Annotated in this window: 20 protein-coding genes; 2 read left to right on the forward strand and 18 right to left on the reverse strand. The window is 64.4% G+C overall.

Annotated elements, in window-relative coordinates; genetic code table 11:
- Positions 1 to 3 precede the first annotated feature (3 nt).
- From IF803_RS05850 to IF803_RS05890, 9 genes are all read right to left on the reverse strand, one after another.
- Positions 4 to 852 carry a phosphatidate cytidylyltransferase gene (locus tag IF803_RS05850; protein WP_411782541.1) on the reverse strand — a complete coding sequence of 283 codons (849 nt, stop codon included), beginning with the start codon at positions 850 to 852 and terminating at the stop codon, positions 4 to 6.
- On the reverse strand, positions 849 to 1,607 hold the full coding sequence (locus IF803_RS05855; RefSeq protein WP_411782540.1) for an isoprenyl transferase: 759 nt from the start codon (positions 1,605 to 1,607) through the stop codon (positions 849 to 851). The genes IF803_RS05850 and IF803_RS05855 overlap by 4 nt, the downstream gene beginning before the upstream one ends.
- A gap of 20 nt (positions 1,608 to 1,627) precedes the next feature.
- A complete protein-coding gene (gene frr / locus IF803_RS05860; protein WP_016844334.1) occupies positions 1,628 to 2,191 on the reverse strand; it encodes a ribosome recycling factor in 564 nt (187 codons plus the stop codon).
- A gap of 50 nt (positions 2,192 to 2,241) precedes the next feature.
- Complete coding sequence (pyrH, locus tag IF803_RS05865; protein ID WP_038385104.1) at positions 2,242 to 2,958, reverse strand: UMP kinase; 717 nt, start codon at positions 2,956 to 2,958, stop codon at positions 2,242 to 2,244.
- 73 nt (positions 2,959 to 3,031) lie between these two features.
- A complete protein-coding gene (gene tsf / locus IF803_RS05870; RefSeq protein WP_028339654.1) occupies positions 3,032 to 3,955 on the reverse strand; it encodes a translation elongation factor Ts in 924 nt (307 codons plus the stop codon).
- A gap of 127 nt (positions 3,956 to 4,082) precedes the next feature.
- The gene (locus tag IF803_RS05875; protein ID WP_028339653.1) at positions 4,083 to 5,075 is read right to left on the reverse strand and encodes a 30S ribosomal protein S2; all 993 of its coding nucleotides are present in this window, start codon (positions 5,073 to 5,075) and stop codon (positions 4,083 to 4,085) included.
- Between the two features lie 217 nt (positions 5,076 to 5,292).
- Positions 5,293 to 8,820 (reverse strand): DNA polymerase III subunit alpha, encoded by a 3,528-nt coding sequence (dnaE, locus tag IF803_RS05880; protein ID WP_461191576.1) that lies wholly within the window; start codon positions 8,818 to 8,820, stop codon positions 5,293 to 5,295.
- 813 nt (positions 8,821 to 9,633) lie between these two features.
- Positions 9,634 to 9,837 (reverse strand): GDCCVxC domain-containing (seleno)protein, encoded by a 204-nt coding sequence (locus IF803_RS05885; protein ID WP_461191663.1) that lies wholly within the window; start codon positions 9,835 to 9,837, stop codon positions 9,634 to 9,636.
- Positions 9,838 to 10,025: 188 nt separating this feature from the next.
- Positions 10,026 to 10,760: an outer membrane protein gene (locus tag IF803_RS05890; RefSeq protein WP_461191577.1), complete on the reverse strand. Its 735-nt coding sequence runs from the start codon at positions 10,758 to 10,760 to the stop codon at positions 10,026 to 10,028.
- 292 nt (positions 10,761 to 11,052) lie between these two features.
- Here IF803_RS05890 and IF803_RS05895 point away from each other — a divergent pair, with 292 nt between their 5' ends.
- On the forward strand, positions 11,053 to 11,349 hold the full coding sequence (locus tag IF803_RS05895; protein WP_461191578.1) for a DUF3551 domain-containing protein: 297 nt from the start codon (positions 11,053 to 11,055) through the stop codon (positions 11,347 to 11,349).
- Between the two features lie 119 nt (positions 11,350 to 11,468).
- A complete protein-coding gene (locus IF803_RS05900; protein WP_461191579.1) occupies positions 11,469 to 11,738 on the forward strand; it encodes a DUF3551 domain-containing protein in 270 nt (89 codons plus the stop codon).
- A 109-nt stretch (positions 11,739 to 11,847) separates the two neighbouring features.
- Here IF803_RS05900 and IF803_RS05905 read toward each other — a convergent pair whose 3' ends face one another.
- The 9 genes from IF803_RS05905 to IF803_RS05945 form a co-directional block, all read right to left on the reverse strand.
- A complete protein-coding gene (locus IF803_RS05905) occupies positions 11,848 to 12,546 on the reverse strand; it encodes an ABC transporter ATP-binding protein (RefSeq protein WP_038385096.1) in 699 nt (232 codons plus the stop codon).
- Between the two features lie 9 nt (positions 12,547 to 12,555).
- Positions 12,556 to 13,836, reverse strand: coding sequence for a lipoprotein-releasing ABC transporter permease subunit (locus tag IF803_RS05910; protein ID WP_028339647.1), 1,281 nt, complete (start codon positions 13,834 to 13,836; stop codon positions 12,556 to 12,558).
- Positions 13,837 to 13,908: 72 nt separating this feature from the next.
- Positions 13,909 to 15,228 carry a proline--tRNA ligase gene (gene proS, locus IF803_RS05915; RefSeq protein ID WP_461191580.1) on the reverse strand — a complete coding sequence of 440 codons (1,320 nt, stop codon included), beginning with the start codon at positions 15,226 to 15,228 and terminating at the stop codon, positions 13,909 to 13,911.
- A gap of 164 nt (positions 15,229 to 15,392) precedes the next feature.
- Positions 15,393 to 15,956, reverse strand: coding sequence for a CopD family protein (locus IF803_RS05920; protein WP_461191664.1), 564 nt, complete (start codon positions 15,954 to 15,956; stop codon positions 15,393 to 15,395).
- Entirely contained in the window at positions 15,953 to 16,954 is a 1,002-nt protein-coding gene (locus IF803_RS05925) for a copper resistance CopC family protein (RefSeq protein WP_461191581.1), read from the reverse strand. Before IF803_RS05925 ends, IF803_RS05920 begins: the two co-directional genes overlap by 4 nt.
- Positions 16,955 to 16,957: 3 nt before the next feature.
- Positions 16,958 to 17,485: a YcnI family copper-binding membrane protein gene (locus IF803_RS05930; protein WP_028339644.1), complete on the reverse strand. Its 528-nt coding sequence runs from the start codon at positions 17,483 to 17,485 to the stop codon at positions 16,958 to 16,960.
- A 7-nt stretch (positions 17,486 to 17,492) separates the two neighbouring features.
- Positions 17,493 to 18,020, reverse strand: coding sequence for a copper chaperone PCu(A)C (locus IF803_RS05935; protein WP_028339643.1), 528 nt, complete (start codon positions 18,018 to 18,020; stop codon positions 17,493 to 17,495).
- Positions 18,021 to 18,055: 35 nt separating this feature from the next.
- Complete coding sequence (locus IF803_RS05940; protein WP_028339642.1) at positions 18,056 to 18,553, reverse strand: TlpA family protein disulfide reductase; 498 nt, start codon at positions 18,551 to 18,553, stop codon at positions 18,056 to 18,058.
- Positions 18,550 to 19,776 carry a sialidase family protein gene (locus IF803_RS05945; RefSeq protein ID WP_461191582.1) on the reverse strand — a complete coding sequence of 409 codons (1,227 nt, stop codon included), beginning with the start codon at positions 19,774 to 19,776 and terminating at the stop codon, positions 18,550 to 18,552. The genes IF803_RS05940 and IF803_RS05945 overlap by 4 nt, the downstream gene beginning before the upstream one ends.
- Positions 19,777 to 19,787: the final 11 nt, after the last annotated feature.

Consider the following 19,787-nt stretch of genomic DNA (forward strand, 5'->3'; position numbering starts at 1 on the left):
TCATCACCAAACCATAAGACCGCGCCCGACGCCATCGGCGCCACCACGGAGAAAGCCGAAAATCGCCGCCACAATGACGGCCGCGACAAATCCGTCCAGGCGGTCCAGGAGGCCGCCGTGACCGGGAATGATGTGGCTCGAATCCTTCACGCCGAACCGCCGCTTCACCGCGGATTCGAAGAGATCGCCGAGTTGCGAGACCACCGACAACACGGCGCCGAGCATCAAGAGCGGACCGGTCGAGCCGATCTCGAAGGCGGCAAAGCCGGCAGCGACCAGCAGGCTCGCCACGAAGCCGCCGACCGCGCCCGCCCACGTCTTCTTCGGGCTGACCCGCACCCAGAGCTTTGGCCCGCCGATGCTGCGGCCCGCGAAGTAGCCGCCGATATCGGTGACCCACACGATCAGCAACACGAACATCAGCGCGGCAAAGCCCTTCGCCGTGTCGAGGCGCAGCAGGACCGACGCGATCTCGGCCCCTGCCGCATAGAGCAATCCCGCAATGGCCCAGTTGCGCCGCGCGCCGGACGTCAGTGCCATAACAACCGCTCCGACGGCGAGCACGATCAGGGCCGCATCGATACGGCCGGCCATCAGGCACAGTCCGGCGAGCAGCAACGCGATTACGCCGGGCACCAGGATCCGGAGCTCGCGTCCAAGTCCGGTGACAACAAGCCATTCCGCGAACAATCCGGCCGCCGCCAATGTCACGAGGAGCGACCAGGCGACGCCACCCATATAGGCCAGCGCGATCGCAACCGGCGCCAGCACCAGCGCCGCAATCACGCGCATCGCGAGATTGCGCGACCCCTGTTCGTTTGCTGCCGCCGGCGCGGCCTCGCCCTCGGTCACGATCCGGTTTTCGCAGCGAGTCCGCCGAACCGGCGCTCGCGCCTGCCGTATTCCGCAATCGCGCCTTCGAGCGCCGCCTTGTCGAAATCCGGCCAGTGAATCGGCACGAACACGAGCTCGCTATAGGCCGCCTGCCACATCAGGAAGTTGGACAGACGCTGCTCGCCGCTGGTGCGGATAATCAGATCAGGATCCGGGATGTCGGGCGCATCGAGATATTGCCCGAGCGTGTCGGCATCGATGGAGCTGGCGTCGCGCTTGCCTTCGGCGACCTCGCGCGCAAGGCGCCGCGCTGCGGAAGCGATCTCCGCGCGCGAACCGTAGTTGAAGGCGACCACGAGGTTGAGCTTGTCATTATTCCTGGTCAGCTCCTCGGCTTCGTTGAGCAGCGCGCAGATGTCGGCGTCGAGGCCGTCACGCTCGCCGATCACGCGTACCCGCACCCCATCGCGGTGCAGCGTCGCCAGATCGTTGCGGATGAAGCGGCGCAACAGGCCAAACAGATCGCCGATCTCGCTGGCCGGCCGCGACCAGTTCTCCGAGCTGAAGGAAAAGATCGTGAGATAGACGATGCCGAGTTCATGGGCTGCGCGCACCACGCGGCGCAGCGCTTCGACGCCGCGGCGGTGGCCCTCGACGCGCGGCAGGCCGCGCGACTTGGCCCAGCGCCCGTTGCCGTCCATGATAACAGCCACATGCAACGGACTGCCGGAGCGATCCGGTCCGTCGGTTGCTGGGGCGGCGGCGTTCGACATCGGCTGTTTCCGTAGCGCCTTCAGACCGTCAGGATTTCCTTTTCCTTGGCGGCGAGCAGCTGATCGATTTCGGCGATCATGCCGTCGGTCGCCTTCTGCACCTCGTTCGACAGGCGCTCCTGATCGTCCTCGGAGATCTCGTGATTCTTCTCGAGCTTCTTGATCACGTCGAGACCGTCTCGGCGCACGTGGCGCACGGCGACCTTGGCCGCTTCGGCATATTTGTGCGCGACCTTGACGAGCTCCTTGCGGCGCTCCTCGTTGAGTTCGGGAATCCGCAAGCGCAACACCTGACCTTCGGTCGCGGGCGACAGGCCGAGATTGGAATCGACGATCGCCTTTTCGACCGCCTTCACCATCGTCTTGTCCCAGACCTGCACCGAGAGCAGGCGCGGCTCGGGCACGCTGATGGTCGCAACCTGGTTGAGCGGCATATGCGAGCCGTAAGCCTCGACCTGAACCGGCTCCAGCATGGACGCCGCGGCACGGCCGGTGCGCAAACCGCCGAGCTCGTGCTTGAGCGATTGTGTGGCGCCCTGCATGCGGCGCTTCACGTCGTTGATGTCAAAACCAGGTGCGGCCATGACGTTCTCCCTTCCCTAGAAACCGACTGTCGACGCCCGGAGGCGCGGCATCAGCCGGCGACGACCGTGCCGTGTCCGGTACCGCGCAGAATCGCACCGATCGAACCGGGCTCCGCGATCGAGAACACGATGATAGGCAGCGACGTCTCGCGGGCAAGCGCGAAAGCGGTCGCGTCCATGACCTTGTAGCCGCCCTCGATCGCCTGCGAATGGGTCAGGCGGTCGAAGCGCTTGGCTTTGGGGTCCTTCTTCGGATCGGCGCTGTAGACGCCGTCGACATTGGTGGCCTTCAGCACCGCCTGCGCGCCGATTTCGGCCGCGCGGAGCACGGCGGTGGTGTCGGTCGTGAAGAACGGGTTGCCGGTTCCACCGCCGAGCAGGACGATGCGTCCCTCGGCGAGATATTTGTGCGTTGCACTACGGGTGAACAGCTCGGAGATCTCCGGCATCACGAATGCCGATAGGGTCCGCGCCGGGGTTCCCTTGCGCTCGATCGCCGCCTCCAGCGCGAGGCAGTTCATCATGGTGGCAAGCATGCCCATGGTGTCGCCGGTCGGCCGGGAAACGCCGCGCGAGGACACCTCGACGCCGCGGACGATGTTGCCGCCGCCGATCACGACGGCGACCTCGATGCCAAGCTTGCGGGCTGCGATCAGGTCGTCGGCGACGCGATCGACCGTCGGTTGATCGATACCGAACCCGTGGGAGCCGGCCAGATATTCGCCGGACAGCTTGATCACCACGCGACGATAGATCGGCTCAGCCATGATGCGATCGCTTTCCTATCCCGCGCAGGCAGGCTTCCGGCGCAAAGCGCCGGAGGCCCTCTGGGGTCAGCGGTTACTTCTTGCCGCTGGCGGCCGCGACTTCGGCGGCGAAGTCGCTTTCCTGCTTCTCGATTCCCTCACCGAGAGCATAGTTCACAAAGCCAGCGATTTTGATCGCCCCGCCGACCTTACCCTCAGCTTCCTTCACCGCCTGGGCAACCGACTTGCCGCTGTCGTGGATGAAGGCCTGATCGAGCAGGCAGACCTCCTTGTAGTAGGTCTTCAGGCCGGAATCGACGATCTTCTCGATGACGTTCTCCGGCTTGCCCTGCTGGCGGTACTTGTCGGCCAGCACGTCCTTCTCGCGCTTGACGGTCTCCGGATCGAGCCCGGCCGGGTCGAGCGCCAGCGGCTTCGCCGCCGCCACGTGCATGGCGAGCTGGCGGCCGAGCACCGCGAGCTCGTCGGCCTTGCCTGCGGACTCCAGCGCCACGATCACGCCGATCTTGCCGGCGCCCTCGACGACCGCATTGTGGACGTAACTCGACACCACGCCCTTGCTTACCTCGAGCGAAGCGGCGCGGCGCAGCGTCATGTTCTCGCCGATGGTCGCGATCGCGTCGGAGATCGCGGTCTCGACGGTGACGTCGCCGACCTTGGCCGCCTTGATGGTCTCGACGTCGGCACCGTTGTGCAGCGCGACCTGGGCGATCATCTTGACCAGGCCCTGGAACTGCTCATTGCGCGCAACGAAGTCGGTCTCGGAATTGACCTCGACGAGCACGCCCTTGGTGCCGGAGGTCAGCGCGCCGATCAGGCCCTCGGCCGCCACGCGGCCGGCCTTCTTGGCGGCCTTGGAAAGGCCTTTCTTGCGCAGCCAATCCTGCGCTTCCTGCATGTCGCCGTTGTTCTCGGTCAGCGCCGCCTTGCAATCCATCATGCCCGCGCCGGTCGACTCGCGGAGCTCCTTGACCATCGCTGCTGTGATCGTTGCCATCGTTCAATGTCCTTCTTGCCTGTACAGAAACCGCGGCGCCCAATGGCGCCGCCGTCTGCGACAGGGAGATCGTTGTTCGTGGAATAGAAGCGGCGGCCGGGCGAGACCCGGCCACGCCGCGTAGCCTTTATTCCGCTTCGGCGAGCGTCTTGGCCTGGGCGACCCAGGCGTCGGCACGGCTCGGCAGACCGACTTCTTCGCCGATCTTGTGCGCGGTGTCGTGATCGAGCTCGGCGAGCTGCCAGTAGTGGAAGATGCCGAGGTCGTTGAGCTTCTTCTCGATCGCACCGGACACGCCGGTGAGCTTCTTGAGGTTGTCGGCGGTGCCGCGCGGGCCAGCGAGGCCCTGGAAGCCGGACGGCGCAGCCGCCGGAAGGTCTTCCTGCACGGGCGTCGCCGACGCACCGATGTCGATTCCGGAATCGCCCTGAGCGCGCGAGATGCCGTCGATGGCGGCGCGCGCGACGAGATCGCAATACAGCGAGATCGCGCGGCCGGCGTCGTCATTGCCCGGCACCACATAGGTGATGCCCTTCGGGTCCGAATTGGTGTCGACGATCGCGGCGACCGGGATGTTAAGCCGCTGGGCTTCCTGGATCGCGATGTCTTCCTTGTTGGTGTCGATCACGAAGATCATGTCGGGAAGACCGCCCATGTCCTTGATGCCGCCGAGCGAACGGTCGAGCTTGTCGCGCTCGCGCTGCAGCGTCAGCCGCTCCTTCTTGGTGTAGGAGTTGGCTTCGCCCGACGACAGCACGTCGTCGAGATGACGCAGGCGCTTGATCGAGGCCGAGATCGTCTTCCAGTTGGTCAGCGTGCCGCCGAGCCAGCGCGAGTTGACGAAGTACTGCGCCGAACGCTTGGCAGCGTCGGCAACGCCGTCCTGGGCCGAGCGCTTGGTGCCGACGAACAGGATGCGGCCGCCCTTGGCGACGGTATCGCTGACCGCCTGCAGGGCACGGTGCAGCATCGGCACGGTCTGCGCGAGGTCGATGATGTGGATGTTGTTGCGGGCGCCGAAGATGTAATCCTGCATCTTCGGATTCCAGCGGTGGGCCTGGTGGCCAAAGTGAACGCCAGCTTCCAAAAGCTGACGCATGTTGAATTCGGGCAGCGACATAGATCTAATTCTCCGGTTGGTTCCTCCGGAAACGTGTGAGCAAACGTGCCTGAATGGCCCGGTTGCCACCGGACGGCCTTGAGAGCCATGTTTCCGTGTGAGATGGCGCGCTATATAGCGCGATTTGCGCGAGAAGCAAGGAAATACGGCCGGTTACACCGGCCGGCCGGGCCCAAATCGTGCCGAAACAGCCCTGTTTGGCGCCCGAAATCCCCCTTTAGAGGGTCTGCACGTCGACCACGCCCGCCACCGCCTTGATCGCGCCGGCGATCTGCGGCGAGACCTTGTAGCGGCCGGGCAGCTTCATCTCCACCTCGGTTTCGAGGTCCAGCATCATCACCAGCGAGACGTCGCCATCGGCCCCTGCCGCCGGTGGCGGCGGCGCGGCGGCCGGCTTCACGGCCGGCGCCTTGGCGGCGCCGCCCGGGGCGGGCGCGGCTTCCGGCATGTTGAGGCGGCGGGCGATCGAATCCAGCGGCTTGGTGTCGCGGACGAAGATGCGCAGGCCCTTTTGCGTCTTGGCGGCGGCGTGATCCAGCGGCTCGGCGTGCAGCACCCTCGCCCGCACGTCCTCGCCCTGCAATTCGGCGCCGAGCTGCAACAGCACGGCCGCCCCCGGCTCGAGCACGTCGCGGTATTGCGCGAGGCCCTCCGAGAACAGCACCGCCTCGAAATGGCCGGTCGGGTCCGACAGGCCCATGATGCCCATCTTGTTGCCGGTCTTGGTGCGCCGTTCCATGCGCGACACCACGGTTGCCGCGACCTTGCCCGCGGTGGCGCCGGTCTTCACCGCGCGCGAGAATTCCGCCCAGGACTGCACGCGCAGCCGCTTCAGCGCGGTCGCGTAATCGTCGAGCGGATGGCCCGACAGGAAGAAGCCGATGGCGTCGTATTCGCGCCGCAGCCGGTCCGCGGGCAGCCACGGCTCGATCTGCGGCAGCATGATGCTCGGCGCATCCGCCGCACCGCCGAACATGTCGTTCTGGCCCGAGGTCGCCGCCTCATGGCTGCGCTGGCAGGCGGCGAGAATCGCATCGGCACCGGCGAAGACGCGCGCGCGGTTCGGCTCCAGCGTGTCGAAGGCACCGGCCGCCGCAAGGCTCTCGATGATCCGCTTGTTGACGGCGCGCGGGCTCACCCTTGCTGCGAAATCGGCGAGCGAGGTGAAGGCGCCCTTCCTGTTGCGCTCCTCGATGATCTGCTCGACCGCCTGGATGCCGACGCCCTTCAGCGCCGCGAGCGCGTAGTAGATCGTGTTGTCGCTGACCTCGAAGGTCGCGCCGGAGCGATTGATGTTGGGCGCCTCGACCTTGATGCCGAGCCGCTGCGCCTCGGAACGAAATTCGGAGAGCTTGTCGGTGTTGTTGAGTTCGAGCGTCATCGACGCCGCCAAAAACTCGACCGGGTAGTGCGCCTTCATATAGGCGGTGTGGTACGACACCAGCGCATAGGCGGCCGCGTGGCTCTTGTTGAAGCCGTAGTCGGCGAACTTGGCGAGCAGCTCGAAGATCGTCTCGGCCTGGCCCTTCGCCACGCCGTTCTTCATCGCACCGGCGACGAAGATGTCGCGCTGCTTGTCCATCTCGGCGCGGATCTTCTTGCCCATCGCGCGACGCAGCAGGTCGGCCTGGCCGAGCGAGTAGCCCGCCATCTGCTGCGCGATCTGCATCACCTGTTCCTGATAGATGATGACGCCGAAGGTCTCCTTCAGGATCGGCTCCAGGATCGGATGCAGATATTCCGATTCCTCGTCACCGTGCTTGCGCGCGCAATAGGTCGGGATGTTCGCCATCGGGCCCGGGCGATACAGCGCCACCAGCGCGATGATATCCTCGAAGCGGTCCGGCCGCATGTCGATCAGCGCACGCCGCATGCCCTGGCTTTCCACCTGGAACACGCCGACGACATCGCCCCGCGCCAACATCTGATAGCTCGGCGCATCGTCGATCGGCAGCGTCGCGAGATCTACATGAACGTTGCGCTGCTTGAGCAGCTTCACCGCGACGTCGAGCACGGTCAGCGTCTTCAGGCCGAGGAAGTCGAACTTCACGAGGCCCGCCGGCTCGACCCATTTCATGTTGAACTGGGTAACCGGCATGTCGGATTTCGGATCGCGGTAGAGCGGCACCAGCTCGCTCAGCGGCCGGTCGCCGATCACGATGCCGGCGGCATGGGTCGAGGCATGGCGCGTCAGACCCTCGAGGCGCTGCGCGATGTCGAACGCACGCGCCACCACCGGATCCTCGTCGCGGAATGCCTGCAGCTTCGGCTCGCCCTCGATCGCCTGCGCCAGCGTCACCGGTGCTGCGGGATTCTGCGGCACCAGCTTGGTCAGCTTGTCGACCTGCCCATAGGGCATCTGCAGCACGCGCCCGACGTCGCGCAGCACGCCGCGCGCCTGCAGCGTACCGAAGGTGATGATCTGCGCCACCTGGTCGCGGCCGTAGCGCTCCTGCACGTACTGGATCACCTCGCCGCGGCGGTCCTGGCAGAAGTCGATGTCGAAGTCCGGCATCGAGACGCGTTCGGGATTGAGGAAGCGCTCGAACAGCAGCGCAAACCGCATCGGATCGAGGTCGGTGATGGTGAGCACCCAGGCGACCAGCGAGCCCGCGCCGGAGCCGCGGCCCGGTCCGACCGGAATGCCCTGCGCCTTCGCCCATTTGATGAAGTCGGAGACGATCAGGAAGTAGCCCGCATATTTCATGCGGGTGATGACGTCGAGCTCGAAGGCAAGCCGCTTGCTGTAGTCTTCCTCGGTCATTCCCGGCGAGAGACCGTGCACCCGCAGGCGATTCGCGAGCCCCTCCTCGGCCTGGCGCTTCAGCTCGGCGGCCTCGTCGGCGGCGGCATCGGCGCTGGCGGCGGCACCCACCGTGAAGAACGGCAGGATCGGCTTGCGGGTCTTCGGCCGGAACGAGCAGCGCTCGGCGATCTCCACCGTCGAGGCCAGCGCCTCCGGGATGTCGGCGAACAGCACCGCCATTTCCGCGCGGGTCTTGAAGCGATGATCCGGGGTCAGTTGCTCCCGGTTGGTCTCGGCGATCAGGTGGCCGCCGGCGATGCAGAGCAGCGCATCATGCGATTCGTAGTCGTCATTGCTGGCGAAATACGGCTCGTTGGTCGCGACCAGCGGCAGGCCCTTGCTGTAGGCGAGATCGATCAGGCCGCCCTCGGTGCGGCGTTCCTTGTCGGCGCCGTGGCGCTGCAATTCGATGTAGAGGCGATCGCCGAACAGGCTGGCCAGGCGCTCGCAGCGGGTGGTCGCCAGCGCCGCCTGTTCGGCCCGGAGTGCCAGCGCGATCGGGCCGTCGGGGCCGCCGGTCAGCGCGATCAGGTCTTCGGCGTCGTCGGTGAGCCAATCGAACTTGATGTGCGGGGTCTGGTTGACCGGCGTCTCCAGGAACGCCCGCGAGTTCAGCCGCATCAGGCTGCGGTAGCCGCGCTCGCGCGCCGCCAGCAGCACGATTCGCGCCGGGCCCGTCGTCGCAAGGATGCTCCGCGTATTCGGATCGACGTCGCCGAAATCCACCGCCAGCTCGCAGCCGACGATCGGCTGGATGCCGTAGCCGGCCATCTTGTCGGAGAATTCCAGCGCCCCGAACATGTTGTCGGTATCGGTCAGCGCCAGCGCCGGCTGGCGGTCGGCCTTCGCGAGCTCGCCCAGCTTGGCGATCTTGATCGAGCCCTTCAGCAGCGAATAGGCGGAATGAACGTGAAGATGAACGAATCCGGCATTCGGCATGGCTGCTTACGGAAGCTCTTGGGTCAGGGATGGAGCGAGCGCCAAGGCCGGAACTCGAAAGCGTCAGACCCGACTCGCGATCCCATCGTGGGGCCTGAACCCTGCCAAGTCCACGCCGAACGCGGCGTGGCGGCAAGTCCTCCCGCTTTTCCCCAAGGGCAAACCATGCCGTCGGCTCCGCCCCTGTCCCCGCGGGCGCATTTTCAGAATTGGGTGATCAGCTGGGCCCACACCGCGATCATCCCGACGAACAGCGTGATCGATGCCAGCGCTGCAGCTTCCTGCACGAAAATCTTCAACATGGCCGCTCTCCCTGAACTGGAACGTATGCAGAACACTGTTCCTTTTTTGTTCTCGGAGTCAAGCAACGGTCCGTGGGTCAGATTGAAAACTGCCCGCGAAAGAATTCCCTTGGTTAATCGTGGCAGGAAGTGGCAGCGACTCGATAGTTTGAAGCGTTGCTGCGCTCAGCGTAGGACGTGCTGAATCACTTCTCAAACTGGGCTGCCAGCGTTGCTTGGGTAGTGGGTCGGTTTGATTGTGGCAGTCGGCCGGGGTGGAAATTGGCTGGCACAGGGTGCATACTTGCTCCATGAGCCACTGGCTAAAAACTGCCTTGATCATTTTCGGCATGTGCGCCGGGTGGATGGCCTTTGGTTACTTGACCACCGATGACGATGAGATCGTCCGAATCGTTGCGGCGCAAAAATGACGCCTAAACGCCCCAGAGACCCCAACCTCTGTGGTTAATTCCTGACCGGCCGACGTCTCGCCGCCGATCTGGATGGCGAGCTGGTCGGAGGCTCCGGGGAGCTAGTTACTGCAGCAATTCCCCGCCTGCTTGGGCGGGCACGGGATCGTTCCGTATGAGCAAAATACGCAGCAATCTCCTGCTTTCGGCTTCAGGCGAGTGCCGCACCCCTTGCAGTCATAGAAGAACCGGCAGGCATCGGTCGGCATCGTCTCGATGGAGACATGGCCGCAGGATGGGCACGTCAGTTCGGAGATAAGCTGCACGTTCGTCATGCCCCCAATATGTGGCGTTGACCGTTCGGTTGGAAAGCCCCGCCCAATCAAACCTGCCCCGAATCCCGAAGCGGACAGCAAGCCCCCTTGCTCCTGGCCGACGAGCTGCGCCGCCAAGCCAACAAAAAACCCCGGGCCGAAGCCCGGGGTTTTCGATGCCGCTTGAATTAAGCGAGCGATCAGTACTTCGCGATGACCGGACCACCGAACTTGTAGTTCAGACGGCCGAGGACCATGTCGGTGTCGCCACCGGTGTGGAAGCCAGCCACTGCAACACCAGCCGGGGTGACGAAGGTCGCGCCGTGGGTGTCTTCGAAGATGTGGTTGTATTCGACGCCGAGCGACCAGCCCTGCGAGAAGGCGAATTCGAGGCCAACGCCCACCGTCGGGCTCCAACGAGTGTCGAAGCCGGTCTGGGAGGCCAGATTGCCGGCCGCGTTGAGGAACTGGAAGTTGCGATCGGTGACCGCAGCACCGCCCTTGGCGTACAGCAGGACGTTGTTCCAGGCGTAGCCGATCTGACCGGTGAACAGGCCGAACGCATCGGTCTTCGAGCGAACGATGCCGCCCGGGACGACCAGGTTGCCGGTGCTGCCGGAGAAGTCAGCCCAGTTGCCCTGAGCTTCCAGACCGAACACCCAGCCGCCGGCCTGCCAGCGGTAGCCGATCTGGCCACCGACGGTGCCGCCGTTGGCGTCGTAGCTTCCGACGCCGCCGAAGCCGTCGACCGAACGGTTGTCGTGGCTCTGGCCCCAACCGCCGTTGATACCGATGTAGAAGCCAGTCCAATCATAAACAGCGGCAACCATGGGCGGCGGAGCCTTGGTGTAAGGGCGAGCCGCGAGGTCAGCCGCGGAAGCAGCAGTCGCGCTGAGCGCGATCATGCTGGCGGTGACAAGCAAAATCTTTTTCATTTTCCCGTTCCAACTTTTTCTACAGGCCCCCAAGGCCGCGAGACACCGTCATAGCAGCCCCCGGCGGAATTGCTGTAACTTCGCGGCAACAGGCAGGGCCAAACGACTTCGCTCAAATTTGAAGTTAATACTGTATTACGGGCACTTCCTGGGGCTTTTGCCACATAACTGCCGCACAATCTTCACAATTCAGGTCCGCCGCGCAGCTGCGCGCAAGATCGTGTTGACCGGAAACGGCTTGTCCGATTTGGATCGTCGCCAAGGTCGAATCTTCGCAGCAAAAGGAATGCACATGCGGACGATGATTCTTGCTGCTGCAGCGTCGGCGGCCGCACTCGCAACGCTGGGGACTGCGCCCGCGCATGCCGTCGGCGTGCGTTACCCGTTCTGCATTCAGGGCGACCGCTATCCCGGCCTGAGCAACTGCTCCTATCCGTCGTATGAGGCGTGCCTGGCCACTGCTTCGGGCATCGGGCAGAACTGCGTCGCCAACCCCTATTATGCCGGCGACAACGACCCGCGCTCCTATCTTCACGTGTCCCCGCGGGACCGCCGTGAGGGCAATTTCTTCGACCTGTTCATCCACTGACGCCCGATCCGGCAAGCACCGGCGCGGGAATGTGAGTTGATCCAGCGCTGCGCGCAGGTGCCTATTCGCGCGCGCTCGGTATGAGCGTTGCCGACGCCTGACCGACGAGGAGATTTGTGATGCGCAGTCTGATTCTGGCACTGTTGCCGGCATTCCTGGCCTTGGCGGCGCCGGCACCAGCCAGCGCCCAGAAATACGATTCGACCTCGCCGGTCTGCAAAACCAACTACCGATGGGGCGGTGAGGATACCGACTGCGGCTACACGTCGATCGCGCAGTGCCAGGCCTCGGCGTCCGGCCTGGCGGCGATCTGCAGCAACAACCCCTATTATGCCGGACCGCCGGTCGACCGTCGGCCGAGGCAGCCCGGCAGACGCCCCGCCTATTGAGGATCAAGCGCTTTCCGAGCCGCGCGAAGCAGGACGAAAAAGGCTCCGGATTCCAGCCCTTAGCGCGCGTTCTTCGCGCGAACAATTACCCGGTTCGCGCGACGGCGCACTATTCGAGCTCGACAACCTGTCCGTTCGACAGCGACACCCTGCGATCCATTCGCGCGGCGAGATCCAGATTGTGGGTTGCGATCAGCATCGCGACCCGGGTCGCCTTCACGAGTTGCATCAGCGCGCTGAAGACGTGGTCGGCGGTGCCGGGATCGAGATTGCCGGTCGGCTCGTCCGCGAACAGCACCCGGGGCGCGTTGGCGACCGCACGCGCGATCGCGACACGCTGCTGCTCGCCGCCCGAGAGCTCGGCCGGACGATGGGTGATGCGGTCGCCGAGCCCGAGATAGGAGAGAATCTCGGTCGACCGTTTCACGGTTTCGGAGCGTTTGAGGCCGCGAATCATCTGCGGCAGCATGACGTTCTCGAGCGCCGAGAACTCCGGCAGCAGCCGGTGCGATTGATAGACGAAGCCGATATCGGAACGGCGAATCTGGGTGCGGTCGACGTCGGACATCTGCGAGGTCGGCGTGCCCGCGACATAGACTTCGCCGTCATCAGGGGTCTCCAGCAGGCCCGCGATGTGCAGCAATGTCGACTTGCCGGATCCCGACGGCGCCACCAGCGCCACCGATTGCCCGGGCCACAGCGCGAGCTTGGCGCCGTTCAGGACCGTCAGCGTCGCTTCGCCCTGCCGGTATTCCCGCTTTATGTCATGAAGATAGACGACCGGTGTGTCTTCCGCCCCCTCAGCCATGTGCGCTCCTTATTCGTACCGGAGCGCGTCGACCGGATCGAGGCGCGCGGCGCGCCAAGACGGGTAGAGCGTCGCAAGGAAGGACAGCGTCAGCGCCATGATCACGACGGCGAGCGTCTCGCCAAAATCGATTTCAGCAGGCAGCTTCGACAGGAAATACAGCGTGGGATCGAACAGTTCCGTGTTGGTGAGCCACGACAGGAATTGCCTGATGGTTTCGATATTGAAACAGATCAGCAAGCCGACCAGCAGACCGACCAGCGTGCCGACAACGCCAATCGATGCGCCGGTGATCAGGAATATCCGCATGATCGAACCCTGCGAGGCGCCCATGGTACGCAGGATCGCGATGTCCTGGCCCTTGTCCTTCACCAGCATGATCAATCCCGAGACGATGTTGAGCGCCGCGACCAGCACGATCATGGTCAGGATCAGGAACATCACGTTGCGTTCGACCTGAAGCGCGTTGAAGAAGGTCGAATTGCGCTGCCGCCAGTCGACCAGGAAGACCGGCCGGCCCGCCGCCTCGGTCACCAGCTTGCGATAGGTCTCGATCTTGTCCGGATTGGTGGTGAATACCTCGATCGAGGACACGTCGTTGTTACGGTTGAAATAGGCCTGCGCCTCGGTCAGCGGCATGAACACGAAGGTCGAATCATATTCCGACATGCCGATCTCGAACACCGCAGTGATCTTGTAGGGCTTGATGCGCGGTGTGGTGCCCATCGGCGTCACCGCGCCCTTCGGCGAAACCAGCGTGATCATGTCGCCGGCATGCAGCGACAGCTGGTCGGCGAGGCGGCGACCAATCGCGACGCCCTGCCCCTCATCAAAGCCCTCGAGCGAGCCTTGCTTGATGTTCTTGGCGATCGAGGTGAGGTTGTTGAGATCGTCGGCGCGGATGCCGCGGATGAAGACACCGGCGGCGTTGAACGGCGACGATCCGAGCCCCTGCCCGTCGACGACAGGCGCGGCGAGGCGGATGCCCTGCACCTGGCTGATGCGGTCGGCGACATCCTTCCAGTCGGTCAGCGGCGATTCCAGCGGCTGCACCAGAATATGTCCGTTGAGGCCGAGGATCTTGTCCAGCAATTCCTTGCGGAAGCCGTTCATGACCGCCATCACCACGATCAGCGTGGCGACGCCGAGCATGATGCCGAGGAACGAAAAGCCGGCGATGACCGAAATGAACCCTTCCTTGCGGCGCGCGCGCAAATAGCGTCCGGACAGCAGCCATTCGAATGGCGCAAAGGGCGGGGTACGGACTGGCTCGCTCATGGTCTCATCCATCTGTCGATAATCCCATGATTCGGGCCAAATGTGGCCGGATTACCCCGCCGATCAGCGCGGCGCGAATAAACTTTAACCCGCGAGCTTCGCGACCACGTCGGCGGGGCTCATGTTGTCGCGTGAGCCGTCGCTGCGACGCTTCACTTCAACCTTGCCGTCCGCAAGCCCCTTGGGCCCGACGAGAATCTGCCACGGGATGCCGATCAGATCGGCCGCGGCGAACTTGGCGCCGGCACGCTGGTCGGTGTCGTCGTAGAGCACGTCGACGCCCTTCGCCGAGAGCTCGCGATAGAGCTGCTCGCAGGCGCCATCGACCGCGGCATCGCCCTGCTTGAGATTGAGGATCGCGGCGCGGAACGGCGCGACGGCCTCGGGCCATTTGATGCCGGCGTCGTCGTGACACGCTTCGATGATCGCGCCGACCAGACGCGACACGCCGACCCCGTAGGAGCCGCCATGGATCGGCACGTCGACGCCGTCGGGACCGGCCACCATCGCCTTCATGGTGTCGGAATATTTGGTGCCGAAATAGAAGATCTGGCCGACCTCGATGCCGCGCGTGTTCAACCGCTTTGCCTCGGGCACTTCCTGTTCGAAGCGCGCGGCCTCGTGGACGTCCTCGGTCGCGGCGTAGACCGAAGTCCACTGCTTGATGATCGGCGTCAGATCACCGTCATAATCGACGTCCTCGCCCGGCACCGGCAGGTCCAGCACATCGCGGTTGATGTAGACGCCGGACTCGCCGGTCTCCGCGAGCACGATGAATTCGTGGCTGAGGTCGCCGCCGATCGGGCCGGTCTCGGCCCGCATCGGGATCGCCTTGAGGCCCATCCGCGCAAAAGTGCGCAAATAGGCCACGAACATCTTGTTGTAGGAGCGCCGCGCGCCGGCCTCGTCGAGGTCGAACGAATACGCGTCCTTCATCAGGAACTCGCGGCCGCGCATCACGCCGAAGCGCGGACGCTGCTCGTCGCGGAATTTCCACTGGATGTGGTAGAGGTTGAGCGGCAGGTTCTTGTAGGACTTGATGTAGGAGCGGAAAATCTCCGTGATCATTTCCTCGTTGGTCGGCCCGTACAACAGCTCGCGCTTGTGACGATCGAGGATGCGCAGCATCTCCGGGCCATAGGCGTCGTAGCGGCCGCTTTCGCGCCAGAGATCGGCGAGCTGCAGCGTCGGCATCAGGAGCTCGAGCGCGCCGGCGCGGTCCTGTTCCTCGCGAACGATCTGCTCGATCTTCTTCAGCACCCGGAAGCCGAGCGGCAGCCAGGCATAAATGCCGGCCGCCTCCTGCCGCATCATGCCCGCGCGCAGCATCAGCCGATGCGAGACGATCTCCGCCTCTTTCGGGTTTTCTTTCAGGATGGGCAGGAAAAACCGCGACAATCGCATGGCGTTACTCGGGAATCAGGAAAGCGTGGGAAGAGCTGCAGTGAAACCGGATCGGCTGTGAAAACACAAGGCCGCCAAATAAGAAAAACCCTTCAAATCAGGCGATTTTCGGCCATTTGAACGAATTGCGTCCCAGCGAAGCGCCGAGCGCGCTGACCGCGGCTTTACCTCACCTCGAAATCGTCTTCCAGCGTCACTTTCTTGAAATCGGTCACCAGGGCGTCGATCTGCATGTGCCAGCGGCCCGGGACCGGCAGCGGCACCTTGCGCACGTGCCAATAGCCGTCGGCACCGCGCGCGGCGGCGCGTTCCATCGGTTCGATGCCGCGCTCGGGCAGGCTCAGCGTCAGCGTCGCCTCCTTGGCTGCAAACGGGCTGGCATCGCCGTTCATCAGCTGCAGCACGAAGTCGTTCGGCCCGACCTTGCCCGGCGCGATCAGGACCTGGAACATCGCGGCATCGGTGTGGATGTGGACCGCGAGCGGAACATCGGCCGACATCGCCAGAACGCGCGGCGGCGGCGTGAAGCGCCAGAGTGCGACGAGGCCGAGAATGGCGATCATCAGCACGAATTCGAGCGCAATCGAGCGCTGCAGCGGCCGTGTCCGATGAAACTCGCGCGCGATGGCCGGCGTGAACACCAACCGGTTCAGCGCAGCGAGCCCGAGCAACAACACCACCAGCACCAGTTTCGCAACCAGGATGTTGCCGTACCCGGTATCGATCAGCGCGCCAAAGCTTTCGAGTTGGACGACGCGAGGGCGAGGCCCGACAAGGCGATCAACGCGACGACTGGTACCGCGATCGTCGAAAAATGCCGCAGCACCCGCAGCAGCGAATCCTTGCGCTGCCAGGCGAGTACCGCGAGCGGCGCCAGCGCGCCCATCCAGAACGCCAGGCCCACGCCATGGATGAACAGCGCGGTTCGCGTCAGCCATTGCGGCGAAGCGGTGGCGGCGTGGCCGCTGACCGCAAACGACAGCCCGACACAGATCATTGCGATCGCAGTGCGGGTGAAAGCTGCACCGAACGACGGGCTGCGCCACGCGATCGCCGCGATCAGCATCGCGGCGATCGCGAGCAGCAGCGCGGGAAACAGGCTGGTGCCGGCGGCGCTGGCCCATGCCGCCCACGTCACGATGCCCGAGAGCGGCAGGTTCAACAGGTCGACGCCCTGCAATCCAAGCGACGCGATCGCGCCGACAAGGCCGATCTTCAGCGACCACATGATCAGCCGTTCGCCGGCCGGGCCCTGCCCGATCCAGGCCGCAAAGAACACGCCGCCGACGCCGGCAAACAGGCCCAGATAGAGCCCGAGCCGCGCCAGCCAGATCAACACATCGAGCACGCCGTCGCTTGACGGCGCCGCCGAGCCGGTGACGACGCCGATCGAAAACAGCAGCGAGCCCGCGACCGGATGGCCATCCTGCGACACCACGCGATAGCTGACCACCTGCGTGCCCTTCGGCAGGCCCGCCGGCAGTGTCACCATCACCGACTGGTCGACGGCGCGGATCGCGACGTCGCGCGGCTTGCCCGCAGCGTCGAGCAGGCTGACCGCAGTCGGCGCCACCGCTTCGTTGAAGCGGAGCACCACCATCTTGGGTGCTTCAGCCACCACACTGCCGTCGGCCGGTTCAGCGCCGATCAGGACGGCATGCGCATGGGCTGAGGTCGCAAGACACAGCGCCGCGAGCAGCGCTGCGAGGTTTGCGACCAGCCGCATCGCTTACGACTTCGGCAGCAGCTTGACGCCGGGAGCCGGTGTCTTGCTGCCATGGTCGTGCCCGCCGCCCTGCCCGTCGGCCGGGATATCGATCCAGCGGCTGACGCCCTGCTCGCACTCCTGCACGACCGGAAAGTACAACGTGGTGTTGGGCTTCAAGGTATCGGTGAGAAACGTCTGCATCACGAACTCGTCGTAGTTCTGGTCCGAAAGCTTGCCACCGCTCCAGGCGACTTCCCTGACGCCCTCGGAAAGCTTGGCGCCGTGATAGTCGTATTGGGCGGCGTATTTGCCGGTGACCGTATCGAGAGTCCAACCCGCCTTCGGCATCGGCTTTACTCCGATCACGCCCTCCGGAATCTGCACCCGGATCTTGATCGTCGCCGAGCCCGCGCAGCCATGCGGCACGGCGAACACCGCCTTGTAGTACGATCCGACCGCCGCCTGCTTTCCTTCGAGCGTGATATGCGCGATCGCCGGCTGCGCTGCGAGCAGCGCCGCCGTGGCAATGAGGAGCGTCTGTGATCGCATGGCTCCCTCACATCTTCTTCATGTCCATGTGACCGGAATGCTCGCCATGGCCGGAACGATCGCCGCCGCCCGGCGCCTGCGCGCCGACGGCCTGCACGTCAAGCGAGACCGAGACCTTGCCGGCCTTTTCGAATTCGAGCGTGACCGGTACCTTGTCGCCCTGCTTCAGCGGGTTCTTCAGGTCGAACATCATCAGATGATAGCCGCCCGGCGCGAGCTTCACGGTCTTGCCGGGCTCGATGGAGAGGCCCTTGTCGAGCGCTCGCATCTTCATCACGCCATTGTCCATCGACATCTCGTGGACTTCGATCTTGCCGGCAACATCGCCGGAGCCTGACACCAGCCGGTCGGGCGTCGTTCCCTTGTTCTCGATCGTCAGGTAGCCGCCGCCGATCTTGGCGCCGTTCGGCGTTGCGCGCGTCCAGGCCTGCGTGATCACGAGGTCGCCGGCCTTGACGTCCTCGGCGCGTGCGGACGTCGACACGAGTGCAGCGGTCAGCGCTGCGAGGGCAAGGATGCGGGGGAGCGTCTTCATGGTGACGGATTTCCTTTCAAGTTGAAATTCAAGTGTCATCGAGCAGCTGCCGACTGGGCGCTGGACCATTTGTCCAGATCGGCAATTTCGGCCGATCCTTCGATCGTCGTGATCGTTCCATCCCGCGCAATCAGCATGGTTCGCGGGATATCGCCTTGCCAGGCCGGATCGATCTCAAATCTCAACCGCTCGGCAAAGCCGTCGTCGAAGATCCAGTTTTCGGCCGCGCCGAGGCCGGCGCGATCCAGCATCGATCGCGTCGCCTCCGGTAGGTTGGGAACCAGATCCGCGCTGATCGTGACGACATCGATTCCGGGATGATCCTTCATGAACTTGCCAAGCTGCGGCAGCTCGACCTTGCATGGTCCGCAGGTTACTCCCCAGAAGTGCACCAGGGTCGGATGACCGGCATGCGCATGCAGCAGCTTTTGCCAGCTGCCGCGTTCGAACGGCTTTGGCGCCCCCTCTCCCGCCGCCAATGCGGTCGGCAGCGTTGCGAACAGGATCAGCGCAGCGAGCAGATGACGCTTCATGGTTCGCCCTCGATCGCTTGAAAATGGTAGCCGTCGGCCTTCGTCATCCACGACAGATAGGTCTGCCGGCTGTCCGAGACGAGCAGCGGATGGTCGGAACTGTCGGCGGTGTCCGAAATCACCGTTGGCTTCGACCATGTCGCTCCATCGTCGTGCGATGTCATGAGGTCGACTGTCGTCTTCTGCCCGTCGAATTCCTTCCAGGCCATGACAAGCCCCTGCGGCCCCGCGATAATCTGCGGCCGGGATGGGCTGCGGTTTGGCTGACCAACCGGAAGCGGATCGGAGAAGGTTTTGCCGCCGTCGCGCGATCGCGCATAGAACAATCCCTTGCGCGCCTTGCCGTTGGTGTACCACGTCACATGGTAGGTTCCTTCGGGCGATATGGTCAGGCTCGGACCGTGATGCGGACAGGCCGATATCTGCCAGTCGTCACGGCTCACCCGATGTATCTCGCCGGGCGTGGCCAGATCGGAGAACGTCACGATCGCATGGTCGCGCACGCCGCCCTCAAAGATGTTCCGGAATACGACCACCGGATGGCCCGCGCCGTCGAACGCCAAAGCGAGGCGGCAGCATTCGCAGGTGTTGTCGGCGACGAGCCGCGCGTCGGAATAGGTTGCTCCGCCATCTCCCGATGACGCGAAAAACAATCCGGCGCCGTCATATTTCTGGCCGCGCTGCTGCGCCGGCACGCGGTTGCGCTTGTCGAGCCACGCGGCAAACACCGCCCCCGCAGGATCGAAACCGATCGCCTCGAACCGTTGGCTCTCATTGCTCGCGGTGATCGGCTTCGGCGCATCGAAGCTGCGCCCGCCATCGGTCGATCGCGTGGTCAGCACCTGACCGTTGAAATTCTGATCGCGGAAGATCGAGAAGGCCACAGCGATGTTGCCCTTGGCATCGATCGCAAGCTTCGGCCGCGCATCCGGTCCCCAATCGAGATTGAGCCGCTCCCGGGTGACCTGCACCGGTGTGGAAAAGCTCTTGCCTTGGTCTTTTGAGCTCGCGACGGAGATCTGGCCTCCGGCCATCCACACCAGCCACAATGTCCCATCCCGCCCAAAGGCGGGCGTGACCTTGGTCGCGCAGCGCAGGGCCGCCTCTTCGCAGGCAGCTTCAGAGGCGTGCTGATGGCTCATCTGTGCGACGGCAAGGCTCGGCAAGGCCGCGAGCACGAGCGACGCAAGCAACGTCAGGGCGACCGGTTTGCGATAGGTCATCGATGCGCTCC

Source organism: Bradyrhizobium sp. UFLA06-06, assembly GCF_054820065.1.